Source organism: Bifidobacterium coryneforme (assembly GCF_000737865.1).
Taxonomy (GTDB): domain Bacteria; phylum Actinomycetota; class Actinomycetes; order Actinomycetales; family Bifidobacteriaceae; genus Bombiscardovia; species Bombiscardovia coryneformis.
Genome location: NZ_CP007287.1, coordinates 474,831 through 501,442, shown reverse-complemented (window position 1 = coordinate 501,442; position 26,612 = coordinate 474,831). Strand labels below are relative to the sequence as shown.

At 61.3% G+C, this 26,612-nt stretch carries 22 protein-coding genes; 10 read left to right on the top strand and 12 right to left on the bottom strand.

Going from position 1 to position 26,612, the window contains the following annotated elements:
• Positions 1–70: 70 nt before the first annotated feature.
• On the bottom strand, positions 71–1,066 hold the full coding sequence (locus bcor_RS01790; RefSeq protein WP_033497532.1) for a glycoside hydrolase family 43 protein: 996 nt from the start codon (positions 1,064–1,066) through the stop codon (positions 71–73).
• A 265-nt stretch (positions 1,067–1,331) separates the two neighbouring features.
• Between bcor_RS01790 and bcor_RS01785 the strand changes: the two genes are divergently transcribed.
• The 4 genes from bcor_RS01785 to bcor_RS01770 all read left to right on the top strand — a co-directional run bounded on the left by bcor_RS01785 (position 1,332) and on the right by bcor_RS01770 (position 6,524).
• Positions 1,332–2,024, top strand: a complete 693-nt coding sequence (locus bcor_RS01785) for an L-ribulose-5-phosphate 4-epimerase (RefSeq protein ID WP_038459124.1) — start codon at positions 1,332–1,334, stop codon at positions 2,022–2,024.
• Between the two features lie 489 nt (positions 2,025–2,513).
• Entirely contained in the window at positions 2,514–4,319 is a 1,806-nt protein-coding gene (gene lepA, locus bcor_RS01780) for a translation elongation factor 4 (protein WP_033498789.1), read from the top strand.
• Positions 4,320–4,882: 563 nt separating this feature from the next.
• Entirely contained in the window at positions 4,883–5,770 is an 888-nt protein-coding gene (locus bcor_RS01775) for an L-ribulose-5-phosphate 3-epimerase (protein WP_033498791.1), read from the top strand.
• Between the two features lie 61 nt (positions 5,771–5,831).
• Positions 5,832–6,524, top strand: coding sequence for an L-ribulose-5-phosphate 4-epimerase (locus bcor_RS01770; RefSeq protein ID WP_038459351.1), 693 nt, complete (start codon positions 5,832–5,834; stop codon positions 6,522–6,524).
• A gap of 85 nt (positions 6,525–6,609) precedes the next feature.
• On the opposite strand, the gene bcor_RS01765 is transcribed toward bcor_RS01770, so the two are convergent.
• Both bcor_RS01765 and bcor_RS01760 read right to left on the bottom strand, forming a co-directional pair.
• On the bottom strand, positions 6,610–7,281 hold the full coding sequence (locus tag bcor_RS01765; protein ID WP_238548562.1) for an endonuclease III domain-containing protein: 672 nt from the start codon (positions 7,279–7,281) through the stop codon (positions 6,610–6,612).
• 133 nt (positions 7,282–7,414) lie between these two features.
• Positions 7,415–7,618, bottom strand: a complete 204-nt coding sequence (locus bcor_RS01760) for a hypothetical protein (RefSeq protein WP_033498764.1) — start codon at positions 7,616–7,618, stop codon at positions 7,415–7,417.
• Positions 7,619–7,980: 362 nt separating this feature from the next.
• Between bcor_RS01760 and bcor_RS01755 the strand changes: the two genes are divergently transcribed.
• Complete coding sequence (locus tag bcor_RS01755) at positions 7,981–8,685, top strand: DUF4391 domain-containing protein (RefSeq protein WP_033498763.1); 705 nt, start codon at positions 7,981–7,983, stop codon at positions 8,683–8,685.
• Positions 8,686–8,816: 131 nt separating this feature from the next.
• On the opposite strand, the gene bcor_RS01750 is transcribed toward bcor_RS01755, so the two are convergent.
• Positions 8,817–9,935, bottom strand: coding sequence for a zinc-binding dehydrogenase (locus tag bcor_RS01750; RefSeq protein WP_051875599.1), 1,119 nt, complete (start codon positions 9,933–9,935; stop codon positions 8,817–8,819).
• A gap of 330 nt (positions 9,936–10,265) precedes the next feature.
• Between bcor_RS01750 and bcor_RS01745 the strand changes: the two genes are divergently transcribed.
• Positions 10,266–10,934 (top strand): SOS response-associated peptidase, encoded by a 669-nt coding sequence (locus bcor_RS01745; RefSeq protein WP_033498761.1) that lies wholly within the window; start codon positions 10,266–10,268, stop codon positions 10,932–10,934.
• Here the strand turns inward: bcor_RS01745 and bcor_RS01740 are convergent.
• From bcor_RS01740 to pepN, 3 genes are all read right to left on the bottom strand, one after another.
• Complete coding sequence (locus tag bcor_RS01740; RefSeq protein ID WP_033498759.1) at positions 10,920–11,582, bottom strand: peptide deformylase; 663 nt, start codon at positions 11,580–11,582, stop codon at positions 10,920–10,922. The two genes, bcor_RS01745 and bcor_RS01740, sit on opposite strands and share 15 nt — an antisense overlap.
• Positions 11,583–11,632: 50 nt before the next feature.
• Positions 11,633–13,009 (bottom strand): phosphoglucosamine mutase, encoded by a 1,377-nt coding sequence (gene glmM, locus bcor_RS01735; RefSeq protein ID WP_033498757.1) that lies wholly within the window; start codon positions 13,007–13,009, stop codon positions 11,633–11,635.
• A gap of 175 nt (positions 13,010–13,184) precedes the next feature.
• A complete protein-coding gene (gene pepN / locus bcor_RS01730) occupies positions 13,185–15,809 on the bottom strand; it encodes an aminopeptidase N (RefSeq protein ID WP_033498755.1) in 2,625 nt (874 codons plus the stop codon).
• Positions 15,810–16,087: 278 nt separating this feature from the next.
• On the opposite strand from pepN, the gene bcor_RS01725 reads away from it, so the two are divergent.
• The 4 genes from bcor_RS01725 (at position 16,088) to bcor_RS01710 (ending at position 20,515) form a co-directional block, all read left to right on the top strand.
• Entirely contained in the window at positions 16,088–16,930 is an 843-nt protein-coding gene (locus bcor_RS01725) for a Tle-like phospholipase domain-containing protein (RefSeq protein ID WP_033498754.1), read from the top strand.
• 314 nt (positions 16,931–17,244) lie between these two features.
• Entirely contained in the window at positions 17,245–18,552 is a 1,308-nt protein-coding gene (locus bcor_RS01720; RefSeq protein WP_033498752.1) for an ABC transporter substrate-binding protein, read from the top strand.
• Positions 18,553–18,658: 106 nt separating this feature from the next.
• Positions 18,659–19,597, top strand: a complete 939-nt coding sequence (locus bcor_RS01715) for a carbohydrate ABC transporter permease (protein ID WP_033491592.1) — start codon at positions 18,659–18,661, stop codon at positions 19,595–19,597.
• A gap of 36 nt (positions 19,598–19,633) precedes the next feature.
• On the top strand, positions 19,634–20,515 hold the full coding sequence (locus bcor_RS01710) for a carbohydrate ABC transporter permease (RefSeq protein WP_038459348.1): 882 nt from the start codon (positions 19,634–19,636) through the stop codon (positions 20,513–20,515).
• Between the two features lie 116 nt (positions 20,516–20,631).
• Here bcor_RS01710 and bcor_RS01705 read toward each other — a convergent pair whose 3' ends face one another.
• The 5 genes from bcor_RS01705 to bcor_RS01685 form a co-directional block, all read right to left on the bottom strand.
• On the bottom strand, positions 20,632–22,506 hold the full coding sequence (locus bcor_RS01705) for a ribonuclease J (RefSeq protein ID WP_033498659.1): 1,875 nt from the start codon (positions 22,504–22,506) through the stop codon (positions 20,632–20,634).
• Between the two features lie 68 nt (positions 22,507–22,574).
• Positions 22,575–23,480, bottom strand: a complete 906-nt coding sequence (gene dapA / locus bcor_RS01700) for a 4-hydroxy-tetrahydrodipicolinate synthase (RefSeq protein ID WP_033498658.1) — start codon at positions 23,478–23,480, stop codon at positions 22,575–22,577.
• Positions 23,481–23,559: 79 nt separating this feature from the next.
• Entirely contained in the window at positions 23,560–24,312 is a 753-nt protein-coding gene (dapB, locus tag bcor_RS01695; protein ID WP_033498657.1) for a 4-hydroxy-tetrahydrodipicolinate reductase, read from the bottom strand.
• 174 nt (positions 24,313–24,486) lie between these two features.
• Complete coding sequence (locus tag bcor_RS01690; RefSeq protein ID WP_033491587.1) at positions 24,487–25,788, bottom strand: MFS transporter; 1,302 nt, start codon at positions 25,786–25,788, stop codon at positions 24,487–24,489.
• Positions 25,785–26,528 carry a GNAT family N-acetyltransferase gene (locus tag bcor_RS01685; RefSeq protein WP_148303939.1) on the bottom strand — a complete coding sequence of 248 codons (744 nt, stop codon included), beginning with the start codon at positions 26,526–26,528 and terminating at the stop codon, positions 25,785–25,787. Before bcor_RS01685 ends, bcor_RS01690 begins: the two co-directional genes overlap by 4 nt.
• Between the last annotated feature and the right edge of the window lie 84 nt (positions 26,529–26,612).

The following is a 26,612-nucleotide window of genomic DNA, read 5'->3' as shown; positions in this document are numbered from 1 at the left end:
TTTGACATTGAAGTGTTGGTTGTTATCAGTGGGGACGGCCCGGCGGGCCGCCCGCCTGTACATCGGGGAACTACTCGTGCGAACCGTCCGGGGGAAGAACCTCGGTGGTGGTGGGGGTCCAACGGGTCATGGCCTCGGGCTTGCCGAAAATCGGACCTTCCGTACCCCAGGAAATGGTCTTTGCGCAGGCCTGCCGATTGGGCTCATAGAGCGGATCGCCCACGATTTCGGTGTAGTTGCGTACGTGGTAGACCATGACGTCGGTCACGCCGTCTTCCGCCTTGGTGAAGGAGTTATGACCCGGCCCATACATATGGGCCTCGGCATTGGTGGTGAAGACCGGATTGGGAGACTTGCTCCAGGAGGCCGCGTCGAGCAGGTCGGCATCCAGGTCGGCGGTGAGCATGCCCATGGCATATTCGGGGCCGGTGCCGGAGGCCGAATAGGTGATGTAGATGCGGTCACCATGGGTGATGACCGCGGGTCCCTCGCAGACCTTGAAGCGGATGCACTCCCAGTCGTATTCGGGCTTGGCCAGCATGACCGGGGTCGTGGCCAGGGTCCAGGGGTTCTCCATACGGGCGATGTAAAGGTTGGAATGACCGGGAATATCGAGGTCCTGCTGACCCCAGACCAGGTACTGGCTCCCGTTGAGTTCGAAACTGGTGGCGTCCAGGCTGAAGGTATCCATACCGGTCTCCACCTTGCCGCGCTCGACCCAGGTTCCCGTGGTCGGGTCCTCGGCCTCGTTTTCCAGGCAGAATATCCGATGGTTGAAGGTGTCATCGGACTGCCCGTCGTTGGGAGCGGCGCCGAAGTAGATGTACCACTTGTTCTGAATCCTGTGCAGCTCCGGAGCCCAGATCAGGTGGCTCATGGGACCGGTCTCATGCTTCTCCCAGATCACGACCTCCTCGGCCCGTTGCAGGTCCTCCAGTCTCGAGGCCTTGCGCAGGGCTATCCGATCGAACGCCGGGTATGAACCGGTGAAGTAGTAAGTCCCCTTATACCGTATGACATAGGGATCCGCCCTCTGTAGGACGATGGGATTGGGTATCTCCGCCATTGGTTTCCTTTCTGCGCCTTCGCATGAATCTCTCGACCGTCCACTTTAGGACTCTGCGGTCCAACTTCACTGTGACCGGTCTCAGTCTGGAATTATATACACTCCGAACCCGGCAGGCAAATCGGATTGATCAGGTCGCCCCCTCACACCAACCCAGGCGCAACACTCCCCTGCCAATCCACGGAATCTTATATGATGACTGCATTGTTATCGCTAACACACAAAACCATATACAATGGTCCCATATCGAACAAAGGAGTGAGTTATGGCTGGTTTGGCTGATTTTTCGTCTGAGGTGCGTGCCGAGGTCAAGCAGGTGCGCGAGCAGGTCGCCACCCTGCACGAACAGCTGCTCAAATGGAACCTGGTCGTCTGGACCGCGGGCAACGTCTCCCAACGTCTCAGGACCGCCGACCTCATGGTCATCAAACCCTCGGGGGTGCGCTACGAATACCTCACCCCCGCCTCCATGGTCGTCACCGACCTGGAAGGCAACGTCGTCGACGGCACCGAGGCACCGTCCTCCGACACCCTCTCCCACGCCTACATCTACCGGCACATGCCCGACGTCCACGGCGTCGTCCACACCCACTCCACCTACGCCACCGCCTGGGCCGCCACCGGCCGCAGCATCCCCTGCACCCTGACCATGATGGGCGACGAATTCGGCGGGGACGTCCCCGTCGGACCCTTCGAACTCATCGGATCCGAAGCCATCGGCAAAGGCGTCGTCGACACCCTCGCCGACCACCCCGGATGCCCCGCCGTCCTCATGCGCAACCACGGCCCCTTCACCATCGGCAAGGACGCCGAGGACGCCGTCAAGGCCGCAGCCATGACCGAAGAGGTCGCCCACACCGTATGGGCCGCCGAACAGATAGGCACCCCCATCCCCATCCCCGCCGACGACATCACCAAACTCAACAACCGATACCAGAACATCTACGGACAACACTAACCACCACGGGCCGGCCCACCACCGACCGACCGGCCCAAACCAACACTCACACGGGCGAGCCGCAAAAACACGGCACTCAATCCCCATAGACCAGCTCGAATCACACAGGCCAACAACGATCAGCCTCATGTGGAACCACCTACGAGGACAAGCGGACGGACCGGTCATGCCACGTCACATACAAGGCGGCCGTATCAAATGCAGCTGGTGCACAGGCGGATAAAAAGGAACGGTTAAGGGTGTCCCACACAGTCGTGGAATACCTCTCCTAGCGAATTCTGGGTATTTGACCTTCTGAGCATAGAGACCTATACTGCTTTCCGGCTTAACAAAGAATGACAGTGGTCACGACCTGATGGGCGGACCGAATTCCTGCAGACGCAGAGATTGTGATGACGATTTCCGCGTCTTTCCCCGCATACCTGCGTACCGGCTTCCGGCTGGTTTATCCATTTCATGCATCAGACGCCCCAGGAGGGGGCTCCTTCAATGATCGACCATAATCGCATCCGCAATTTTTCCATCATCGCCCATATAGACCACGGCAAGTCGACCCTGGCCGACCGGATCATGGAGCAGACCGAGACCGTGAATGAACGGGAACGGGAAGACCAGCTTCTGGACTCCATGAGCGTGGAGAAGGCCCACGGGGTCACGGTCAAGTCAAGGACCGTCCGCAACCGCTATCTGGCCGACGATGGACTCAGCTACGAGTTCAACTTCATCGACACCCCAGGTCACGTGGACTTCTCCTATGAGGTGTCCAAAAGTCTGGCGGCGAGCGAGGGCGCCATCCTCCTGGTCGATGCCACCCAGGGAGTCCAGGCCCAGACCGTGGCCAACTTCCGCCTGGCCAAGGCCAATGGCCTTTCCATCATCCCGGTCATCAATAAGGTCGACAGTCCCAACGCCGACGCAGAACAGGTTGAGCGTCAGATCCATGCCCTGGACCCTATGCTGGCTGAGGAGGATGTCCTGAGGATTTCAGCCAAGACGGGTCAGGGTGTGCACGATGTCCTGGAGGCCATCGTCTCCAGGGTTCCGGCTCCGACCGGGTCAACCAAGGAACCGCTCAAGGCCCTGGTCTTCGACTCCCTCTACGACTCCTACAAGGGGGTCATTGCCTACGTGCGTCTGGTAGAGGGCGAGATGGAACCGGGGCAATCCCTCAGACTCATGGCCAGCGGCGCCACCTTCAAGGGCGACGAGCTGGGCATCTTCACCCCGTCCATGCAGCCCATTGACTCCCTGCATGCCGGTGACGTGGGCTACGTGGTCACGGGACTCAAGGACCCGAGCCAGGTCCGCATCGGAGACACCCTCACCTCTCAGTCGCGCCCCACCGGGGAGGCCCTGCCCGGATACGCCCCGGCCGAACCCATGGTGTTTGCGGGGATCTTCCCCAAAAACGGCGACAGCAAGGAACTCAAGGCGGCCATGGACAAGCTGGTCCTCAACGACTCCTCCCTGAGCTGCCAGCCGGAGGCCTCGGATGTGTTGGGATTCGGTTTCAGGTGCGGCTTCCTGGGTATGTTCCACCTCCAGATCATCAAGGAACGCCTTCGCGACGAATTTGGCATCGAGGTGCTGACCACAGCCCCCAATGTCACCTACAAGGTCCATCTGAGGGGACGGAAGGGAGGCAAGGTCATCACCATCGACAAGGCCACGGACTTCCCTGACTATGGCGACATCGATTTTGTCGAGGAACCCTTCGCCAAGGTCGATATCTCCATGCCTGGCGATGTCCTGGGCGATGTGATGCAGCTCGCCGAACAGTCGAAGGGAGAGCTGATCGACCTGGGCGACGACGACCAGCTGGTGGTCGCCACCTATAAGATGCCCCTCTCCCAAATCGTCTATGACTTCTTCAACAAGCTCAAGTCGGTCTCACACGGTTACGCCACCATGAATTCGGAGATTCTGGACTATGAGCCTGCCGATGTGGTCAAGATAGAGGTGGACATCAACTACGCCCGGGTGGATGCACTCAGCTTCGTCGTCCATCGTGAGGATGCCCCGCGCATGGCACAGGACCTGGTCCACAAACTCAAGTACACGGTCCCGCGTCGCCTCTACCCCATGCCTGCCCAGGCCATGGTGGAGGGTCGCGCCCTGGGCCGGGTCGACATCCCGCCCCTGCGCAAGAACGCCGCCGTCAATGGAACCTCGTACAGCGTCTCCAAGAAGCAGGCCCTCCTGCGTCGCCAGTCCGCCAACAAACGTGCCGCCGCACACAGCGACATCGAGCTTCCCCAGTCGGTCTTCAACGCCATCCTGGAGCTGAACGAGTAGGGCGCAAGCAGGACCCCGATTACCAGGGGAACCGGTAGCATCCGGGGCGACCACTCCGCGGAACCCGCGATTGAATCGCAGTGGTCGCCCTCCCCTCCCCGATACCCGAGGCATGCATGTGCTCTTGGTTTACCACCGAGTCAAGCGAGGCCGCCTACCCGACCCCGGGTCAGGCGACCCGTCCACCGACATCGCCTATGTACGTTTGTTCAATTTTCTTCTCAATCCCCCGAGCTGACCTTCTTCCCAGCATCAGTTATCAAGCACCTCAACCCGCCTAGCAATAGGAACGGCAGGCAACCCCGGAAAACGGACTCCCCCAACAGACGCGGCGGGCGCTGAGCAGATGTTCAGGCACTCTGACCCGAATCCCTCCGATTCACCCTATCTTGAAACCGTAATGACAACCTGCACGGGCCGTCGGAACAACCGGTGCGAACAGAGCGGTTCACCACGCAGCGGCCACCCCACAGAAGGGCTTCGACCGTGCCGATTACGTGACCCATCGATACCGATGGATGCCCGGATAGGATGCACCGGGCGCGATAGGAGGGCGAACGAGTATGACCATCAACGCGCTGGGGATTTACGAAAAGGCCCTTCCGGGGGATATGTCCTGGCAGGAGACCTTCGAACTGGTCCATGAGCTGGGATTCAACTTTCTGGAATTCTCCATCGACGAGAGCGATGACCGGCTGGCGAGACTGGATTGGACCGATCATGATAGGAGTCTCTTCCGGCAGGCCATGTGGAGGACCGGGAGCAGGATCAACACCCTCATGCTATCCGGGCACCGACGCTTCCCCCTGGGGGCATCCGACCCGACCACCCGCTCCAAGGCACTGGAGATGATGGACAAGGCCATCGATCTGGCTGTCGACCTGGGCATCCGCAACATTCAGATGGCCGGATACGACGTCTATTACGAACCCAAAACGCAGTCGAGCCGTGAGCTGTTCATCGAGAATCTGGAAACCTGTGTGCAGATGGCTGCAAAGAAGATGGTCATGCTCTCCATCGAGACCATGGACGACCCCTTTATGAACTCCCTGGAGAAGGTGGTCTATGTGAAGTCGCAGATTCACAGCCCCTGGCTCCAGGCCTACCCGGACCTGGGCAACCTGACGGCATGGTCGCAAAATGAGGTGGGCCGCGAGATCGAGACCTACATCGACAACATCGTGGCGGTGCACCTCAAGGACACCAAGCCCGTGACCGACTCCTTCCCCGGCCAGTTCCGGGATCTGGCATTCGGCGAGGGGACCGTCGACTTCGAGGCCTGCCTTCGAACCTTTGCCAGACTGCAATACGCCGGCAGCTACACAATCGAGATGTGGACCCAAAAGGCGAACGACCCGGTGGCCGAGGTCCGCAAGGCCAAGGCACAGTTCGACGCCCTCTTCGAGCGGGTGGGCATCCGGCAGGAGCCCGTGGCACTCATCAAACGATGAGTGCCATCCAGACCACACGTTGTACATGACTTGCAGATACATCAACAAGAAGGAGGAACCCATGGCTGGTTTGGCTGATTTTTCGTCTGAGGTGCGTGCCGAGGTCAAGCAGGTGCGCGAGCAGGTCGCCACCCTGCACGAACAGCTGCTCAAATGGAACCTGGTCGTCTGGACCGCGGGCAACGTCTCCCAACGTCTCAGGACCGCCGACCTCATGGTCATCAAACCCTCGGGGGTGCGCTACGAATACCTCACCCCCGCCTCCATGGTCGTCACCGACCTGGAAGGCAACGTCGTCGACGGCACCGAGGCACCGTCCTCCGACACCCTCTCCCACGCCTACATCTACCGGCACATGCCCGACGTTTACGGCGTCGTCCACACCCACTCCACCTACGCCACCGCCTGGGCCGCCACCGGCCGCAGCATCCCCTGCGCCCTGACCATGATGGGCGACGAATTCGGCGGGGACGTCCCCGTCGGACCCTTCGAACTCATCGGATCCGAAGCCATCGGCAAAGGCGTCGTCGACACCCTCGCCGACCACCCCGGATGCCCCGCCGTCCTCATGCGCAACCACGGCCCCTTCACCATCGGCAAGGACGCCGAGGACGCCGTCAAGGCCGCAGCCATGACCGAAGAGGTCGCCCACACCGTATGGGCCGCCGAACAGATAGGCACCCCCATCCCCATCCCCGCCGACGACATCACCAAACTCAACAACCGATACAAGAACATCTACGGACAACACTAACCACCACGGGCCGGCCCACCACCGACCGACCGGCCCAAACCAACACTCACACGGAAAACGAGTGCACCGAATCGGCGAACTCACATCACCGGCCAGAAGCCTCACTGGTCTGAGTGGTGAGGAAATCCCAATCACCCGACTGCCCAGCCTCCTTACCGGCTGTGACGATCAGCCCGTGGTACTCCTTCATCTCAGTAAGCGTGAAATCGTCCAGGTCGATGAACTCCCCCTGGTGGCGCAGGGCCTGGTCGTAGTTCCTCCAAGACGCCAAGCCCAGAGCGCGCAGCATCCGGAGAGCGTAGGCATCCCAGATGAAGCACTTTTGCCCAAAGGCATACAGTCGGATTACATCCGCGGTTTCATTTCCGATGCCAGGCAGGGCCAGGAGTTCCTCCCTGAGATCCGGATCACGGCTGGGCATCATGTCAGGTTCGGTATAACCCCGGTTCACGAGCCAAGAGGCAAGGCCCTTGAGTGCGCGGCTCTTGGACTTCATGAACCCACTGGGTCGGACGATGCAGGCCAGCTCTTCCTCGGAAACCTGCGCCAGGGCCCCCTGGCTGAGCAGACCCGCAGCCTTGAGCCCACGCAGGGATGTATCGACATTGCGCCAGGCAGTGTGCTGGACCAGGATGGCACCTGCCATCATCTCGAAATGGGATTCCGCCGGCCACCAGTCCTGACTTCCGAATCTCTTGAGCAGGAGCTTATACAGCTGTCTGGCGGCTGTGCGGTCCTGATTCATCGAGGAAACCATGGGCATGCCCCTTCCGAGGACTCTCACAATCCTCACTACAGCCGGTTCGGGCATAGAAGATGCCGTCGTCACCCATGTATCTTATCGATAGTCGATGGGTCGCCGAACGCCTCGGAATCGTCACGACCCCACTTCAGATGTCGAAGGCCTCCTTGGCCAGTTTGGCCACGGTGTCACCGCTGAGTTCGGCGGCATCGTTCTGGCACTGGTTGATCCTGCCGAAGAGCTTGTCGGCATCGTTGTATGAGAGAGGCTTACCGATCTCCTTGGAAAGGTCGACCAGTTCGTCGATGGTTTGCAGCTTGCTCATCCTGTCCACCAAGGTCATTTCGTCCATATCCCACTCCTTTGTATGCGGCAACACGATGCCGAAGGCTACTTCCATTTCTAGTTCTAATCACTTCAACCGCTCTTGTAAAACACCGAAACGCCTTCCCTTCGACAGGGCGAATACCTTCACCTTCTAAGTGCACCCGGCACCGGTGCCCAGAAGCAGCCATACAGTTGTGCGGATACACCCTCCCCGACCAGGGCCGGTTTGGCTCCTTGAGCGTGGAAAAACGAAGGCCGGAGACCTCACGTTCAGCCTGGTTAGCAGAAGGGCCTGAAACCGGACAGTTTCCGCCCGGACAGAAGACCTGTGGATACAATGGCATTCAGCCAAGCGGGCGCCAGTCCCGAACAACCAGAGAAAGGCCAATGATGACTATTGCGAACCACGAAGGTGTTTCCGCCGCCAGTCTCGGCCTGCCGGCCACATCGGCCATCCCCGAAGCCAAGAGCCACCTGCCCGCCCAGGCCTTCATTACCAAGCCCCCGGCATCATCCAGGCTCAGGCAGCATTTCACCACAAAGGTTGATTCGATTACCATGCTCTCCCTCCTGCGCCCCGCCACAACAGGCCTGGCGGACGGAATCAGATGTCACGAGGTCCTGGTCATGGCCATCGGTCTGAAAAGTGAGGATGTACCGGTCGATGTCCTGGACCGCATCGCCTCTCTACGCTCCTCAGGCATCATCTTCGTCTGCATCCATCCCTCGGAGGGGAGGACCGCCTGCACCATGGCCCTTCGCCGCGCACTCCCAACCCGACCCGGCCATCAGCAGGAATATGCAACGCACCTGGGCCGGACCCAGACCATCGATGAGGCCAGACTCAAGGTCAGTGGATCCACCATGGACGACCTTTGGGACAGTCTCTGCGCCCAGGTAATCCTGGGAACCACGGACGGCGGGGATCTGGACCAGCGCATCGCCAAACGCGAGCGCATCACCGCCCTGCTCAACGAGGAGAGCAAACTTGCAGGAGACCATGGGCGGGCAAAATCCACCCAGGACCGCAATGCGATCTATGCCAAGCTCCACAAGGTTCGTGCCGAGCTCGAAGAACTTCAGAGCGAGTAAGCCCTGGGGCAGGGGAACGACAGCCGTCACCGGGTATGGCAAGGGGGTGTCGGATGCAGCTGCGCATCCGACACCCCCTTCCGATTCAGGTAGGCATGAGGGACGGGACCCGACCCACGACGCCGAGCCGCTCAGTCGAAATCGGTGATGACGGAACGGATGACCTCGCCCTTGACCAGCTGCTTGTAGGCCTCATCAATCTGGCTGAGCTTGATGTGCTGGCTGACGATATCGTGCATGTTCAGCCGCCCGTCGACGGCCAGGTCGGCATACATGGGAATGTCGTGCTTGATATTGGTCGATCCCATCCAAACACCCTTGAATCCACGCTGATGCACCAGGAGATCAGCAGGGTTGATTTCCAGGGAAATCGTGGCATCAGGCTTGGCCAGACCAATCGGGAAGGCAGTGCCTCCGACGCCGAGCATGTCCCAGGCCTGCTTCATGGTCGATTGCAGACCGATGGCCTCGAAGGCCTCATCCACGCCGCCGTCGGTGAGTTCACGAACCTTGGCGACCGGGTCTTCGTTCTTGGAGTTGATGACATCGGTGGCGCCGAACTTCCTGGCGAATTCCAACTTGTTGTCGAACACGTCGATGGCGATGATTCTCTTTGCACCGCAGATGCTGGCACCGGAGATGATGTTCAGACCGATGCCGCCGGTTCCGATCACAGCCACGGTATCGCCCGGGCGGACGTGGGCCGTATTGATGGCCGCCCCGGCACCGGTGATGGTGGCACACCCGATGCAGGCGGCCTCGTCCCACTTGACCTGGTTGTTGACCACAGCCAACTGGTTCTCGTGAATCAGGGCTTTTTCAGCAAACCCGCCAGTACCGAAGGCCTGGGTGATGGGCCGACCGTCGGGGAAGGACAGGCGGGGCTTCTCCCCCTCGCCACGCACGCACTCCTGCTGCTGGGTGCAGGACTGGGGCTGACCCTTGAGGCAGTTGGCGCAGTGTCCACAGACCTGCTCAAGGGAGGCCACCACATGGTCGCCCACCTTGATTCCGGACACTTCGGGCCCCACGGCCTCCACAACTCCAGCCACCTCGTGGCCGATGACTGCCGGGAAGGGGAAGAACTTGTCATCATCCTCCACCAGGTGGAGGTCGGAATGACACAGGCCGGAAGCCTTTACATCCACCAGCACCTCCGCACCGATGGGGTCGTCGATGATGATCTCCTCGGGCTGAGCGAATCCCTTACCGATACCATAGGCCACCGAGGCCTTGATCTTCTGAGGCATATCGTCTCCTTAGTCAACTACGTATGCGCCGGCTTCCCGTCGGCGCGAAACATGGTACATCGTGTTAGCAACGCTGCTTGTGTGCTTATTCCCGCAAGCGAACTTAACCCGCCAGCACACTCTAATTCTATCTCGCCGGCTCCGGCGGACCGTCATTACCGACCCCGGCGTTTATGGGAAGACACACTCCCCCGAACCCCGGGAATCGATGCATCGCCCGGTAGCGCCAACCCCATTCCGAGGGTTGCGGGAACTCAACCATCATCGGTATTTTCCGATGCATCCGTGCCATCCGATTGACCCGCGGGGCCCATCACCTACTATGGAATCATGTGCGGAAGATTCTCGGCGGCTTTTGACTATTCCAGCCTGGCAGAGCAGTACCAGGCCCAGCGGGCACCGAATCTTCCCAAGTCGTCTTGGAACATCGCACCCGGGGCGACGATTGCGATTATCGCCCAGGACAGGAACGGCATCCGCCACCTCAATCCTGCCAGGTGGGGCCTCATACCATCATGGTCCGTCAGCGACCATCTGGATTACCCGACCCACAATGCCCGGGTCGAGACGGCCCTGACCAAGCGGACCTATGCTGATGCGGCACGGTGCCAACGAGCCATCATTCCTGCAAGCGGCTATTACGAGTGGACCAAGGACCACCGGCCCTTCTATTTCCAGTCCCCGGATGAATCGCCTTTGGCCATTGCGGGGCTCTATTCCTGGTGGCGTGAGGATGAGCACTCCCCCTGGCTGCTGACAGCCACCATCCTGACAACCCAGGCCGAGGGTGAGGCGGCACTCGTTCACGAGCGCATGCCCCTGCTGATTACCGAGGCAAACGCGGATGAATGGCTTGACCCCGATCTGGATGGTTCGGACGTATTCCCCCGGGCCATGGATCTGGGGCGGAAATCGTCGGCCGAACTTGTCCAGCACCAGGTCGCTCCCCTCAAGGGCGACGGGCCTCAGCTGACTGACGATATCTCACTCAGACTGTAAGGCGAATCCCAGCTCCTCGGCGGCTTCGGTCGGTATGGGATCAAAAGCCCAGTACTCACTCAGGTTGTCGTCCGAGGAGAGACTGCGGATCTCGGCCTGGTCTATGTAGACCTCCCCGGATAGATGGTCGGTCTCGTGTTGGAAGATACGGGCCGGCCATCCGTGCATGGTTTCCTGATGGTTCTTGCCTGTCTCATCCTGCCAGCTGGCGGTGATGTCGAGCCAGCGGCTGCGCACGGCCTGGTACCCCTCCAGGGAAAGGCAACCTTCGTAGAAGGACGTCCTGGCGTTCCCCACAGGCTCATAGGAGGGGTTGATGATGGTCCTGAAAGGCAGTTCGGCAATCTCCCGGGGGTCGTCTTCGTCATCGCGTAGGTGGTCTTCGACCACCGCAATGGCCAGACCCAGGCCAATCTGCGGAGCTGCCAAACCCACTCCCGGGGCATCCAGCATCGTCCTACGCATGACCTCGACCAGTCGGCTCAGGGTCTTCTTGGAGAGCTGCCCGGTATAGGGTTCGGTCTTCTGACGCAACACAGGCTCCCCCATCTGGACGATAGGCAGGATTCCCCTCCTCCCGGCATCCGAGAGCAGGGTATCGACCTGATGATTGAGGGCGGTGTCGATTTTGGCGTTTCTTCCGAACATGGCGGCCTTTCCAGGATTTCAGACAGACGGGTGATTACCCGGTCCGGACTTCAGAGGGACAGCTCGTCGGCAACCACTTTGGCCAGCCGGTCGCAGACCTGATCGGCCTGCTCCTGGGTGGCGGCCTCGGCCATGACCCGGACCAGGGGCTCGGTGCCGGACGGGCGTAGAAGTACCCTGCCGGTCGCGCCCAGCAGCTCCTCTTCTCGCTCCACCGCCGCCTGGACCTTGGCATTGGTCCTGGCCGCGTTCTTGTCCACACCGGGCACGTTGATCAGCTGCTGAGGCAGTTGGGGGAAGTCCGCGGCCAGCTCCTTGAGGCTCCGGCCCGAACGCACAACCTCCTTGGCCAGAGTCAAAGCGGTCAGGGTACCGTCACCGGTGGTGGCGAACTCCCTGTTGATGACGTGGCCGGACTGCTCCCCGCCCAGGGTGTAGCCTCCACGGAGCATCTCTTCCAGCACGTACCGGTCACCCACGCCGGTCTGTACCGTGACGATACCCATCTCCTTCAGGGCCAGTTTGAGCCCGAGGTTGCTCATGACCGTGACCACCAGGGTATCGTTGGCCAACTTGCCTTCACGCTGCTTGGCCCTGGCCAGGATGCCCATGATCTGATCCCCGTTGACCAGGGTACCGTCTTCATCGACCGCCAGGCAGCGGTCTGCATCCCCGTCGAAGGCCACCCCCATGGCCGCATCCGAAGCCCGTACCATGGCCTGGAGCTGCTCGGGGTGTGTGGAGCCTGCATGCTTGTTGATGTTGTAACCGTCCGGGGAGGCATTGATGACCACCACATCGGCACCCGCCCTGCGCAGGGCTTCGGGGGCCACAACCGAGGTGGCACCGTTGGCGCAATCGGCGACAATGCGCAGACCGTCCAGGGGTTTGGTCTGGGTCTTGTCGGGGTTGATGGGCGCCACCGCTTCGACCAGGTGGTCGATGTACATGTTGGTGGCCGTCACCGTGTCGTGGGAAACCCGGCCCACCCCCTCGCCCGTCGGACGTTCCCAGTCCTGCCCGAGGACGGACTCGATCTCATCCTCCTTGGAATCCTGAAGTTTGAATCCACCCCGTGCGAAGAACTTGATTCCGTTGTCGGGCATTGCATTGTGGGAGGCCGATATGACTGCGCCCATCTCTACGTTGAGGACACTGGTCAGGTAGGCGATGCCCGGGGTCGGGATGATACCGACGTCAATCACGTCGAAGCCGCCTGCCGACATACCCGCCGCCAGGGCAGAGGCCAGAAAGTCACCCGAAACCCTGGTGTCACGCCCGATCAGGGCACGCCTTCGCCCTTCCGTCTTGTCGGCACCCTTGCCAAGGACCCGTACGGCGGCATCGCCCAGATCCAAGGCCAGCTGCGAGGTCAACGCCCTGTTGGCCAATCCGCGAACACCATCGGTTCCGAATAATCTTGACATCTCATCCCTCCGACTCCGTGTGCAGGTTTCCGGAGCCTGCACATCTCCACGCGCTAGGTTAATTATGGCCCCTGCCCTGACAGCCCGGTTCCGGGCGGGCGGGTTTGCACACCACTTCCACCGGAAAGGAAAGGGCCGGCCCCCGATACACAGGGAGCCGGCCCGAATCCTGGATTCAGCTGTTCCGCCTCAGTTGCTCGTTGTAGGAGCGAACCTTGAGGAAGCGCCGAGACGATGCCGTGTTCTGGGCGATCATGCCGCGCAGGGCCTTGGGTGCATCCTGATGGGAATCCAGCCAGGCATCACCGGCCTCGACCAGGGCACGGGGGTCGGCCGATGACGGGTAGAGGCCTCCGGCCGAGAGCGGATTGAGCAGGGTCTCCGCAATATGGAAGGTCTTGTGTTCCCAAATCCAATCCACAGCCTCGAAGAAGCGGTCCACGTAGGGATCGAAGAGGCTCTCCTGACCGGAACCGGAGAACCCGTCAGCCACCGCCCCGATCTGGGAGTTGGTCAGGTCCTGGTTATTCAGGGCCTGGTCCCATGCCCAGTCCTTGGCCTTGGCGGTAGGCAGGGCGGCACGGGCCCCCATGGCGAACTCCCGGTTCTCGGTGGTGTCGTGGCGGGAGAGTTCCTGATCGATCTCCCCATCGGCCAGGAGGTCGCGGGCGGCCAGGGCATGGATGATGACCCACCGGGTGTTGTTGTCGATTTCCAACCCTTCCAGCTTCAGATCACCACTCAGGAGGCCACGGGCCGTCTCCTCGAAATCAGGATCGTCTCCATAGCCCAGGTAGGCGCGAACCAGCTGGAACTGCTCATCCGATCCGGGCTCCGCCTTCCGAGCCAGATCCCAGAGCGACTGGGCAACAAGCTGGAGCATGGGCTGCCTGCGCCGCCCGGCCACAAAGTGATGGGCTGCGGTCGAAATCTGCGAAAGGGCATAGCGGAAGGTGGTGGACTGGTGCTCGGTTGCCAGGGCCTTGAGGCTGAGTCCAATGAAGCGCTCGGCGGGGAACTCTGCATCCCGGGTCATGTCCCAGAGGCTCAGCCAGATGACTGCCCTGGTCAGACGGTCCTGGACCCGGTAGAGGTTCTCGGACACGAAGTCCAACGATGCCTGATCCAAGCGAAGCTTGGCATAGGTCAGGTCGTCATCGTTGATCAGGATCAGGGCTGGACGCTTCCTGCCTTGGGCGGCGGTCACCTCGGTATGGCCGCCATCCACGTCCAGTTCGAACCGGTCCGTGCGGACGACCCGGCCCTGATCGTCCAGGTCATAGAACCCGACGGCCAGGTGGTGCGGACGCAGAACAGGATAGTCCTCGGGGGCCGTCTGGTCGATGGCCATGGAGGTGATGACCCCGTCAGCATCGGTCTGGACCTTGCTGATCAGGGTGGTGATGCCGGCCTCTTCCAGCCAGAGCTTGGACCAACGCCCCAGATCACGACCACTGGTCTTCTCCAGCTCTGCCAGGAGGTCATTGAGTGTGGCGTTGCCATAGGAATTGGAAACCAGGTACTGGTGAATGCCCTGGAAGAACTGGTCACGCCCCACCCAGGCCACCAGTTGCTTCAATACGGAGCCACCCTTGGCGTAGGTGATCCCATCGAAGTTGACTTCCGTATCGTGCAGGTCGTTGATGGGAGCCACCACCGGATGGGTGGTGGGCATCTGATCCTCGGTCAGGGCCCAGCTCTTCTCGCCGGAGCAGAAGGTGGCCCAATCGTCGCTCCACTCACTGGCCTCGGCGGTGGCCAGGGTCGACATGAACTCCGCGAAGGACTCGTTCAGCCAGAGGTCATTCCACCACTTCATGGTCACCAGGTCACCGAACCACATGTGGGCCAGCTCATGCAGGACGGTCTCGACACGGCGGTTGATCTGGGCTCCCGTGGCCTTGGATTCAAAGATATAGGAGTCGCGGAAGGTCACCAGGCCGATGTTCTCCATGGCTCCGGCGTTGTACTCCGGAACGAAGACCTGGTCGTACTTGGCCCAGGGGAAGGGCAGGTCCCAGGTCTTGGCGTAGAAGGCGAATCCCTTCTTGGTCACGTCGAAGAGGTAGTCGACGTCCTTGGCCAGGGAGTCCTTGAGGGCCTGGCGGCAGTAGAGGCCCATGGGGATGGTCCGACCGTCCTCGTTGGAGTACTCGCTGGTCCAGGAGGCATAGGGTCCGGCGGTGAAGGCGGTCAGGTAGGAGCTCATGACCGGGGTCGTTTCGAACACCCACCGACGGCAGGATTCACTCTTGCCGCCCTCCAGGGTGCCGGGGGCGGTCTCCTGGTCGAGGGCCTCCTCGCTCACGGCGGGCATGTTCGAAAGAACCTGCCAGGAGGCGGGGGCCGTCACGGTGAAGTCGAATGTGGCCTTGATGTCGGGCTGGTCGAACACCCCGTATACGCGGCGGGCATCCGGCACCTCGAACTGGCTGTACAGGTAGACGTTGCCGTCCGATGGGTCGACGCTGCGGTGGAGGCCTTCACCGGTGCGCGAGTAGACGCATAGGGCCGTGACCTTGATCTGGTTGTGCTCCTTGAGCCCGGCCAGTTCGATACGGCTGTCGCGATAGACCTGGGCGGGGTCGAGACCTTCCCCGTTGAGTTCGATCGCGCTCACTTCATCGGCAATCAGGTCAAGGAAGGTCGATTCCCCCGGCTTGGCATCGAAACCGATGGTGGCCTGGGAAAGGAAGGTCCTGGGGCCCTTGGTCAGATCCAGGGCGACCTGGTAGGTGACATTCGATACGACGGTTGCGCGTTCTTCTGCTTCCACACGCGTCAGATTGGCTCCGGGCATGGTTTCCTTTCACACATACGGTTGATGCCGACGGCCTCTCGGGACTGGCAACGGGTGCACAGACGCCAGGGCCGGGTCTTGGGTACTCAGAACAAGTCTAATCAATGCCCCTGAGCAGGAAGACACCCGCCGGTTTTTCTCCGAGCACGGAACTTCGCGGCCTGCGGTACTTTAGGAACTCAACCGGGGGAATACCCCGGCAGACAAAGGACTTGTCATGATAGATCGGGGAGCCGCACCCGGTCGGACGGTTTTGCAGGCGGATGGAGAGAAGGACCATGAGGGGTATCAGGGCAGCCGGCGCCTCGATCCGGACACCATGCCGCCATCACCGCCGGCTGGCGGACGAGAGCTCAGCGGGCACAGTCTCGGCCGTTGCACCCCACACCGGCGGATTCAACCTCCACCAGCTCAACCTGCTCTGTCAGTACTCCTATGGGGTTGCACGAGGAGACGGACTGACCCACGTCGGCAGGCATCGGTTCCTGGACCAATCTCTGGGTTTCTACTGGGTGATTCGCTCCCACTACTGTGCCGCCAATGGGTTCGAGGGCATGGTGACCACACCTGACCGTCAGGGACGCCCCGACTACCGCCACCTGACTGTGGTCTTTGCCGGCACCAATCTGAGGGACGACACTTCGAGAGACATTCTCGCCGCCCTGACCACCTTTCTTGTTCCCTTTCCCCTCCCCTGGTCCCAGATCGGCGAGGCCAGGGCCATGGCCGACGATGCCTTGGGACTGGCCCGGAAACAGGTGGGAACGTCTGCCACAATCCTCTTGACCGGTCACAGCATGGGCGGCGGCCTGGCCCTGATGCAGGCAAACCGGCTCGGTATGCCGGCCCGGGCCTTCTGCGCCGTAGATCCCTGGAGGGCGATGGACCGACACCAGCGAACCCTGATCGAGACCCACCGCGCCAAGGGGCTCCTGCAGGATTACCGCCTGACCAACGACCTGGTAACAGGAACGGTCAACCATATCCTGACCGGTTGCGCCGACCGGAGCGCAAGAATCATCTGGTGCGGACGGGGTGCCGGTGGATTCAACCACTGGTTGAGCCATTTCACCTACGACGCGAACGGCAACCCTGTCGCAAACCCGGCCAGGAGGGCGTGAGGTCCTGATTGCAGACGCCCAGACCGGGAAGCAAAGAAGCTCCACCCCGGCGGCGCACAGAATTGACTTCTAGAAAACCCCTATGGTATCGTCGTTTATAGAAACGTTTCGACGATGATCGTAAGAATCGACAGCGAGGTGAAGATGCCTGGCGCAAAGGTTGCATAGCGATGAGGGCCCCGGTCACCCAGGACCGACCCGATCAATCGGATACCAAACCGAACTTACGGAAACAATACCGATTTTTGCAATCGAAACGTTTCTACTGCTGGTCGAACCAGTACGACCGGCCCGGAAAGGAAATGAGGAGAAATATGAGAATCAAGAAAGCGTTGGCGACCCTGTTGGTGGCCGCCTCGGCAGTGACTGCCCTGACCGGATGCGGAGGCGGCGGGGAGCAGAAGGACGACAAGAAGCCCGAGAGCATCTCCTTCTGGTACTACGACAAGGACACCGCCGCCCAGACCATGGCCTGGCGTGAGGCGGCAGCCGATTTCACGAAGAAGACCGGTGTCAAGGTCAAGTTCGAGGTGAAGTCCTTCGCCCAGATCGCCCAGAACAGCAGCCAGTTCCTCAATTCCGACCAGGCCCCCGACATCATGGAGTCCAACAGGGGCAACGGCAGCGCCGGCATGCTCTCCTCCATGGGGCTCCTGACCGACCTGGGACCCTATGTCGAGAAGTACGGCTGGGACAAGAAGGTCACCGAGGCGGACGCCTCCATGGCCAAGTATGACGAGAAGGGCGTCATGGGCGGAGACACCTGGTACGGCGCCCCCAACTACGCCGAGTACCAGCGGGTCTACTACAACAAGGACATGTTCGCCAAGTACAACATCAAGGAACCCACCACCCTGGCCGAGTTCGAAGACGCCTGCCAGAAGTTCAAGGATGCCGGAGTGACCCCGATCGCCGCCGATGCAGGCGAGTTCGGAGTGCTGTGGCTCTGGTGGCAGCTGGTTTCGACCAAGGCCGACAAGGGCTTCATCCAGGACTGGCAGATGTACAAGCACGAGGTGAACTGGAAGGACGAGTCCCTGACCTACGCCACCAAGACCCTGAATGACTGGCTCGACAAGGGCTACATCTCCCGTAACGCCACCGGCCTCAAGGCCGAGGACACCACAACCTCCTTCATCAAGGGCGAGTACCCGATATACCAGACCGGCACCTGGAACCAGGGGCGTTTCGTGGATCAGATCAAGGGATTCGAATGGGATGCCTCCATCCTCCCGGGATCCAAGTTCGCCCAGGGATGCACTGGCAACCTCCTGACCATCCCCGAGAAGAGCAAGAACAAGGATCTGGCGGCCCAGTTGATTGACATGGTCCTCTCCAAGAAGGAACAGAACGGCATTGCCAAGCACGGCGGAATTCCGCTGGCCGCAGACAACGACAGCATCGACAACCCCAAGAACAAGGCCATGGCCGAGGAGTACGCCAAGTTCTCCAAGGAGAATGCACTCTCCTACTACCCCGACTACCCCGCCTCCAACCTGACCGACGCCATCCCCGCAGCCCTCCAGGAACTGGTGAACGGAACCAAGACCCCTGACCAGACCCTGGAAGCCATCAAGGACGCCTATACCTCGGGCATCAAGGACATGGACGTCAAGGACTAGTTCAAGCAATCCAATCACCTTCAAATCCGGACGGTGCCTTCCAGACCGGAAGCACCGTCCGTCTTTCCAGTATCAACTAGCTTCAAAGAGGAGTTCGGAGGCTGCCATGTCTCAAAGCGGTAGCAGTAAACGGTCCACAGCGTCAAGGCTGCCGGGCAACAAATCAACCAGGTTCATCCCCTATCTGATTCCGGGGATCCTCTCCCTGGCTGTCATCATCATCGTTCCCTTCGTCTGGAACATCTATCTCAGCTTCACCCGTTGGCGCGGGGTCGGACCGGTCCGTTTCGTAGGCCTGAAGAACTGGCAGAGGCTCGTCGCCGATGCAACCTTCTGGAAGTCCTTCATCAACTCCTTCTGGATCATCGTGGCGATCGTCATCATCCCCACCATCCTGGGACTTCTGATCTCGTCCGTCCTGACGGATGTGATTCAGAAGAAGTTCAACTCCGGAACAGCCTCCTTCATCCGGGCCCTGTACTACCTGCCCCAGCTCCTGCCCGTGGCTGTGGCCTCCATCATCATGGGATGGATCTTCCGTCCGGACGATGGCGCCTTCAACGCCCTCCTCGAGAGCATCGGGCTCGGTGGTCTCCAGCACAATTGGCTGGGCGATCCCGGCAGCGCCCTGCCGGTGCTCATGTTCATCCTGATCTGGATACAGCTGGGCTACCCCATCGTCATCTTCATGTCGGGTCTGCAGCGCGTCGATCCCGAGCTCTATGAGGCAGCCAGCCTGGACGGGGCCAACTGGTGGCAGAAGTTCAGGGTCGTGACCCTCCCCTCCATCATTCCGGAACTCCTGGTGGTCATCCTCACCGCCACCATCGGTGCTCTGAAGACCTTCGGCCCGGTCTATCTGCTTACCAAGGGCGGACCAGGCACGAGCACCATCGTGCCCTCCTACTACTCATACAACCAGTTCTTCCAGCTTCACCAGGTGGGCTACGGAGCCGCGATCTCCACAGCACTGACCTTGGTGATCATCGTCTTCTCCGTCGTGTTCACCCTCGTGCAGGGGCGCGTCGAAAAGAACATGGCCTAGGGAAGGGGACACACAATGACAGAGGCAAACATACAGATGTCAGAGCAGAACGGCGCCGCACGCCCGAGCAGGCAGTCCGGCAGGAAGAGCAAGCACATCCGCAGCTGGGGCAACTGGGTGGCACTGGTCCTCCTGGTCCTGGGTGCCGTGATCATGCTCTTCCCCCTCCTCATTTTGGCCATGAACGCCTTCAAGACCATCGGGGACTACAACGCCACGGGACCGCTCTCGCTTCCCGCCCACCCGACCATGAGCGGAATCACCTCCTTCTGGGTCAGCAGCAACTTCCCCATGAAGTTCGTCAACAGCCTGATAATCTCGCTGGTTGTGGCCGTGCTTGGCGTCGTGCTCTCCGTGCTGAACTCCTTCGCCCTGGGTATCGGACGAGTCAAGGGCAACAGGTGGATCATCCTCTTGATCATGCTGGCCAATATGCTCCCCCAGGAGTCTCTGCTCTACCCCCTCTACACCATCTTCAAGGAGGCGGGACTCTACAACACCCAGCTCGCCATCATCATCATTTTCACGGTGATCCAGAGCGCCTACGGCACCTATCTGCTGTCGGCGGTGTACGGCACCTTCCCCCAGGCCATCCTTGAGGCGGCCTCCATCGACGGCGCCACCCGCTGGCAGGTGTTGAGCAGGATCGTCCTGCCCATCTCCTGGCCGACCATCAGCGTACTCTTCGTCTTCTTCTTCGTATGGACCTGGAACGAGTACATGATTCCCATGGCCTTCCTCATGGACGACTCGGTGCAGACCATCCCCCTGGCCCTGGCCACCATCCAGGGGCAGCACACCATGGATGCCACCGCCCTGGCAGCGGCCTCCCTGCTCAGCATCATCCCGACCATCATCTTCTATGTGATCTTCCAGCGGAAGCTGAACCAGGGAATCGTGGCAGGCGCAGTCAAGTAGACGGAGCGTCTGTCCGCACCCTCCCGGCAACATCAAGGCCCCGGCCGCTTCAACGAGCGGCCGGGGCCTTGATCATTCGCGCAGAAGGCCGTCAGGCCAATCCGCCAGACGAAACGTCAGTCCTGCTTCTCCACATCGGTGGCCACGTCGGCCACGACCGGGACAATCATGGGCCGGCGATGCAGCTTCCTGGAGATCCACCCGCCCAGGGTGCGACGCATGAGCTGCTGCAGTTGGTAGGTGCCCGTGGTGCCATTGGCCATGGCGTCCTCAAGCTGGTCGACCACCTGCGCGTTGATGGCTTTGAACTCGCTCTCGTCCTCGGCGACCGCATTCAGGTAGACCTTGGGGCCCGAAACGACCTTGCCGGTCTCGCTGTCGACCACGGCGAAGGCCGAGACGAATCCCTCGGTGCCCAGGATGCGGCGCTGCTCCAGCTCCTCATCGGTCAGCTCGCCCACGGAATCACCATCCACGTAGACATATCCGCAGGGCACGGATCCGACTACGGCGGCCTTGCCATGGTAGAGGTCGACCACGTCGCCGTCCTCGGCCAGGACGACGTTCTGGGGGTCCACACCGGTCTTGACGGCAATCAGACCGTTGGCCACCAGGTGGCGGTTCTCACCGTGGATGGGCATGGCGCACTTGGGCTGCACGATGTTGTAGAAGTGCAGGAGCTCGCCCTCGTCGGAGTGGCCGGAAACGTGGATGGCCGCATTGTCGCGGTTGACCACCTTGGCCCCCATACGCACCAGCTTGTTGATGACCTTATAGACCCCGTGCTCGTTGCCGGGAATCAGGGAGCTGGCCAGGATGACCGTATCGAACTCGTTGATGGTGATGTCACGGTGGGTCCCATCGGCGATACGGCCCAGGGCCGCCATGGGCTCGCCCTGGGAACCCGTGCACATGTAAACGATCTTCTCGTCCGGGATGTCATGCGCATCCTTGAGGTCCACCACCGTGTCCTCGGGCAGATGGAGGTATCCGAGGTCGGAAGCGATCGACATGTTACGCACCATGGAGCGTCCGGCGAATACCACCTTGCGTCCATACTTGTGGGCGGTGTCCACCACCTGCTGCACCCGGTGCACGTGGCTGGAGAAGGAGGCCACGACGATCTTGCGCTGAGCCTCGGCAAAGGCCTTGTCGAGGGCCGGGGAGATGGAGATCTCCGGCTTGACGTATCCAGGCACCTCCGCATTGGTGGAGTCCGCCATGAGCAGGTCCACACCGGACTCACCCAGCTTGCCGAACTCACGCAGATCGGTCAGTCGGTGGTCAAGGGGCAGCGGATCGATCTTCATATCGCCGGTGTCGATGATATGACCGGCGGGGGTCCGTACGGAGACGGCCAGGGCATCGGGGATGGAGTGGGTCACGGACACGAACTCCAGGTTGAAGGGGCCGACTTTGAGCTTGTCGCGTCCCTTGACCTCCACCTCGGTGGGCTTGAGGTGGTGCTCCTCACACTTGGCGTCAACGAAGCCCAGGGTCAGCTTGGAACCAATCAGAGGGATGTCCGGACGCATCTTGAGCAGGTAGGGCACACCACCGATGTGGTCTTCATGCCCGTGGGTCAGAACCAGGGCATCGATCTGGTCCAGCTTGTCCTTGATATAGCTGAAGTCGGGCAGAATCAGGTCCACACCCGGCTGCTCCTCTTCGGGGAAGAGGACACCGCAGTCAATGAGCAGAATGTGTCCGTTGTACTCGATCACATTCATGTTGCGGCCGATTTCGCCCAGACCACCCAGTGGAACGATCCGCATGGATCCCTTGCGGTACTTGGGAGGCGCCACCAGACGCTGCTCTACCTGGGTCCCCTTTCCTCGCTGCATGGAACCGTTGCGGCGACCGCGGGATTCACCACGCGACCTGCCGTTCCCCTTCTTGCCTGCGCCTGCGGACCGGTTGCGGCCCTTGGAGGCGGATTGCCTGTTCCTGCTCTTGCTTGTTGTCTTCTCTTCTTGCGTTTTTCTAGCCATTCTCACTTGTGTTTCCATTATCTGTACCCCTGCCTATACAGGGGCGACGTTTCATTTTCCGGTCCCGGTCAGATAAGACCGGCGGCCTTCATGCCCGCCTTGGCCTTGGAGAGCTGCTCCTTACCGGGTCCCAGATTGGGCAGCCTCATCGTGGTTTCGTCGAGTGACCCGGCCACCTTCAGGGCGGCCTTGGCCATGACGGCCTGCTGTCCATCGCCGTTCAGGGCCTGGACCAGGGGCGCCAAGGTGGCAGCCAGCCGCTGCGCGCCTGTCAGGTCACCGGTATCGAATCGGGCCGCCAGATCCTGCATGGGGCCACTCGCCACATGGGCCATGACCGATATGATGCCGACTGCCCCCAGGGCCAGGAAGGGCAGATAGAGCCCATCGTCACCCGAATACCATGCCAGCCCGGTCTCCTGCCGCTTCTGCGGCACCGCGGCCAGGTCACCGGTGGCATCCTTGACGGCTTCCACATGCTTGAGCTCCGACAGGCGGCGGTAGGTATCCAGCTCGACGTGCAGGCCGGTACGGCCAGGCACATCGTAAAGGATGACCGGACGATCGGCGGACTCACATACCGACCGGTAGTGTGCCACCACGCCGTCCTGGGAGGGACGGGAATAATATGGCATGACCACCAGGAGGGCATCCGCCCCGGCCTCCTGAATCATCTCGACCATGCGGACCGTATGCGCGGTGTCGTTGGACCCGGCACCCGAAATGACCGGAACATCGACTGCCTGCCTGACCACCCGGACCAGATTGACCTTTTCGTCCATATGGGTCACCGGGGATTCCCCCGTGGTGCCGTTGACGAGAATCCCATCGGCCCCATCGGCCACCAGTCTGCGGGCCAAGGCAGCAGCAGCCTGGAAGTCCATGGATCCATCGGCCTTCATGGGGGTGACCATGGCCGGAATGACCCTGCCGAAGGGGGCAGGTGGCATCAGATGGGTTTCGGACTCAATCATAGTTTCACGCTACTTGCAGATGGGGACTCAATCGGGCCTTGGCACATTCCCGCCACATCTCGTTCCATCTGGTGACCATTCACAGATCCAGGAAGCGGTCCAGCCCCACGGTCAGACCAGGGTGGGAACCGGAGGCGATGGTTCTCACAGCCAGGAGCACACCGGGCATGAAGGAGGACCTGTCGAAACTGTCTGCACGGATGGACAGCTGCTCACCGGAGTTCCCCAGGAGGACCTCCTCGTGGGCATTCAGGCCCTGCAGGCGAACGGCGTGGACGTGCACCCCATCAATCACCTGCCCTCGGGAATCCGCCGCACCCTGGGTGCCGTCCGGCATCGGCCCCAAGCCGGCCTGACGCCGGGCCTTCCCGATGGCCTGGGCCGTGTGGATGGCCGTTCCCGATGGAGCGTCCACCTTGTCGGGATGGTGGAGTTCAATCACCTCGGCCGAGGTGAAGTACTCGGCAGCCTTGGCGGCGAAGTGGTCGGCCAGGACGGCGGAAATCGCGAAATTGGGGGCGATGAAGACCGATTGATGCTCACGGGGGGCCTGCTCCAGGGCCTGCCGTACCTGGTCGAGTCCCTCATCGGTCCAGCCTGTTGTACCCACCACCAGGTCGACCCCCCGCCCGACCAGGGTCAGCACGTTGTCCAAAGAGGCCTGGGGAACCGTGAACTCGACGGCCACATCGGTATTGTCGGAGGTAATCCCCTCCAGACCGTCCCGACCATCGACGGCAAGGGAGAGGGTCATGTCATCCGCCTCTTCCAAGGCCTGAACGACACTGGTTCCCATTCGTCCAGTGGCCCCTACGACAGCAACCCTGATCATGCCCACCTCCGTGACTCGTCCTGCTTGTGCACTCGACCCCAGTCTAGGAGCCGTCACCAACCGTGGCCCGTTCCTTCCACCTGGCGGATGTGCCGACCCTTGGAATCATCTCCGAAGGTCTCCCGGGTATCGAAACGGCTGGCGGGGGTCCCGATTCGGGTCGGACCAGAACCCTTATTCCGACGACGATGCGGACGCCGTGCGCCTGCGGCTGCTGATCCATCCCAGGACTGCCAGGGGTATGGCACAGCAGGTGACGATGGCCGGAATGGTCATGCCGCCATGAGGGCCGAACTTATCCAAGGCAATTCCTGCCAGGGTGGACCCCAGCGAGGTTCCGATGGAGCCTCCGGTGGACAGCCAGGAGAGGCCTTCGGTCAGGGCGCGGGAGTCCACGCTCTCCCGGACTATCAGATTGCCCGTGGCGAAGATGGGAGAGACGCACAGGCCTGAGAGCACCTCGGCCAGACCCAGGAGGACCAGATTGTCCATGACCAGGCGGAAAACCACATAACCGGTGGTCAGCAGGGTCAGGAAGACCACCAAGTAGCGCCACCGGGAACCCTTGAGCTTGACCGACCCGAAGATCAAGGCCCCACAGAGGGACCCCAGGGCGAAGAGCGCAAGCTGGAGCCCCACGGCCCCCTCCCTGCCCATGGCCTTGGTCAGGGCCGTAACCGAAACGTCCACGGCCGAAAAGCTCATGTTGAAAACGATGAAGACCACGAAGAGGAGGAGTATACCCGGGTAGGCCAGAGCCGAACGGGCCCCTTTCATACCGTCCGAGTCCTCGGGGTGGACACTGCCACCGTCATCGACCGGCGAGTGGTCGGCGGCCGTGGTTGCGGCGGTCTCCATCCTGACGATGGCCGGAGGTTCCGTGGACCGCATCGAGAAGAAGGTCAGTCCGCCGACAAGCAGGGCCGCAGCCGGCAGGAAGAGCTGGGATACCGGGTTCACCGAAGTGGCCAGGTAGGCGGAAAGGATGGGCCCCAGGATGAAGACGCACTCATCGAGACCGGATTCCAGAGCATAGGCCGTGTTGAGCAGATTGGTCCGGTCGTCCCGCAGGACCCAGGCCCAACGCGTGCGGACCAGGGCCCCGAAGGCGAACTGGGTCAGACCCATCAGGGCGGCCAGGATGAAGAGTATGCCCAGGGATACCCTCTTCATGGCCCCGAAGGCGAACCCCAAGATGGCCAGTGTCTGGATCATGAGTGCCACAAGTCCCACCCGGCGCTGACCGAACCTGTCGAAGAGACGGGCGTAGACGGGGGTGACCAGGGCCGCACAAAGCGTATAGACCGCGCTCATCATGCCTGCCGAAGTCCAATTATCGTAAATATGGTTCAGGGCCAGGACGATACCCAACCCCATCATCCCCAAGGGCAGTCGGGCAAGAACCGCCGCCAGGCAGAATCCTGCAGCGCCGGGGTAGGTGAAGAGCCGCAGGAAGGGGGACCTGGATTCCTTCATGACCGTCCGCACCTTTCCAGCTGTTCGCGGACTTTTCCGCCGTAAATGTAGATGTCGTCGACCCCTTCGAAGAAGGCCGGATCGACACCGCGGGAATCGGCACCCTGCTGCTCGGAGAACGCCTGGTAATCCCGGCCCTTGAGCTCGGCCAGGCAGGTCATGCCCTGATGGTCGTAGTACCCAACATCGCAGGAAGAGTCGGTATGGAGGTAGAAGTCGGTGATTCCCTTTCCGTCCATGTACGTCAGGGCATCCAGCCAGAGCAGCCGCCCGATGCCGTGACCGCGGGCCCTGCCGCTGACCAGGAACAGCTTCAGTTCGGCTTGGGGCGGGGCCGTCAGACCGGACTCCTCCTCAAGACGCACCTCCGTAGCGTGCCAGTGCCGGGCGCTGGCCAGGGTCTTGCTGCCCAGCGGCGTGGAGCCCAGGGAGGCGTCCACGGATTCCAGGCAGGCCTGTGCCTGGAGGAAACTTAGGGGTCCGTCACCCTCCCTGAGCAGGGTGACCCCCATGAACCGGCCATCCATGCTGGCAATGCGGGCTCGGGTGGTTTGGGTCAGGTAGTCAAGGACGAAGTGTTCCGCGCTTAACTGCGAAACCTTGCCCTGCTTGTCCGCCTCCACCTTCCAGGTCCTCTCGAATTCCCTTATCAGGTCGGGCATATCGCTCCAGGCCATGGGGCGTATCGAAGGCATGCGGGGGCTGGTCCGGCCTGGTTCGGGCCGGCTTGTCTCTGTCATCTCTTGTCACTCCGTCTGGCTGCACGGAAGGTATGGGCGCGTCAAACCGTCCCGGCCATTCCGGTCACCATGTACTCAGGGGCA

What these genes read in the sequence shown, in the direction of transcription:
- bcor_RS01790 (WP_033497532.1), bottom strand. Translation starts at nt 1,066, where the DNA reads ATGGCGGAGATACCCAATCCCATCGTCCTACAGAGGGCGGATCCCTAT.
- bcor_RS01785 (WP_038459124.1), top strand. Translation starts at nt 1,332, where the DNA reads ATGGCTGGTTTGGCTGATTTTTCGTCTGAGGTGCGTGCCGAGGTCAAG.
- lepA (WP_033498789.1), top strand. Translation starts at nt 2,514, where the DNA reads ATGATCGACCATAATCGCATCCGCAATTTTTCCATCATCGCCCATATA.
- bcor_RS01775 (WP_033498791.1), top strand. Translation starts at nt 4,883, where the DNA reads ATGACCATCAACGCGCTGGGGATTTACGAAAAGGCCCTTCCGGGGGAT.
- bcor_RS01770 (WP_038459351.1), top strand. Translation starts at nt 5,832, where the DNA reads ATGGCTGGTTTGGCTGATTTTTCGTCTGAGGTGCGTGCCGAGGTCAAG.
- bcor_RS01765 (WP_238548562.1), bottom strand. Translation starts at nt 7,281, where the DNA reads ATGGTTTCCTCGATGAATCAGGACCGCACAGCCGCCAGACAGCTGTAT.
- bcor_RS01760 (WP_033498764.1), bottom strand. Translation starts at nt 7,618, where the DNA reads ATGGACGAAATGACCTTGGTGGACAGGATGAGCAAGCTGCAAACCATC.
- bcor_RS01755 (WP_033498763.1), top strand. Translation starts at nt 7,981, where the DNA reads ATGATGACTATTGCGAACCACGAAGGTGTTTCCGCCGCCAGTCTCGGC.
- bcor_RS01750 (WP_051875599.1), bottom strand. Translation starts at nt 9,935, where the DNA reads ATGCCTCAGAAGATCAAGGCCTCGGTGGCCTATGGTATCGGTAAGGGA.
- bcor_RS01745 (WP_033498761.1), top strand. Translation starts at nt 10,266, where the DNA reads ATGTGCGGAAGATTCTCGGCGGCTTTTGACTATTCCAGCCTGGCAGAG.
- bcor_RS01740 (WP_033498759.1), bottom strand. Translation starts at nt 11,582, where the DNA reads ATGTTCGGAAGAAACGCCAAAATCGACACCGCCCTCAATCATCAGGTC.
- glmM (WP_033498757.1), bottom strand. Translation starts at nt 13,009, where the DNA reads ATGTCAAGATTATTCGGAACCGATGGTGTTCGCGGATTGGCCAACAGG.
- pepN (WP_033498755.1), bottom strand. Translation starts at nt 15,809, where the DNA reads ATGCCCGGAGCCAATCTGACGCGTGTGGAAGCAGAAGAACGCGCAACC.
- bcor_RS01725 (WP_033498754.1), top strand. Translation starts at nt 16,088, where the DNA reads ATGAGGGGTATCAGGGCAGCCGGCGCCTCGATCCGGACACCATGCCGC.
- bcor_RS01720 (WP_033498752.1), top strand. Translation starts at nt 17,245, where the DNA reads ATGAGAATCAAGAAAGCGTTGGCGACCCTGTTGGTGGCCGCCTCGGCA.
- bcor_RS01715 (WP_033491592.1), top strand. Translation starts at nt 18,659, where the DNA reads ATGTCTCAAAGCGGTAGCAGTAAACGGTCCACAGCGTCAAGGCTGCCG.
- bcor_RS01710 (WP_038459348.1), top strand. Translation starts at nt 19,634, where the DNA reads ATGTCAGAGCAGAACGGCGCCGCACGCCCGAGCAGGCAGTCCGGCAGG.
- bcor_RS01705 (WP_033498659.1), bottom strand. Translation starts at nt 22,506, where the DNA reads ATGGCTAGAAAAACGCAAGAAGAGAAGACAACAAGCAAGAGCAGGAAC.
- dapA (WP_033498658.1), bottom strand. Translation starts at nt 23,480, where the DNA reads ATGATTGAGTCCGAAACCCATCTGATGCCACCTGCCCCCTTCGGCAGG.
- dapB (WP_033498657.1), bottom strand. Translation starts at nt 24,312, where the DNA reads ATGATCAGGGTTGCTGTCGTAGGGGCCACTGGACGAATGGGAACCAGT.
- bcor_RS01690 (WP_033491587.1), bottom strand. Translation starts at nt 25,788, where the DNA reads ATGAAGGAATCCAGGTCCCCCTTCCTGCGGCTCTTCACCTACCCCGGC.
- bcor_RS01685 (WP_148303939.1), bottom strand. Translation starts at nt 26,528, where the DNA reads ATGACAGAGACAAGCCGGCCCGAACCAGGCCGGACCAGCCCCCGCATG.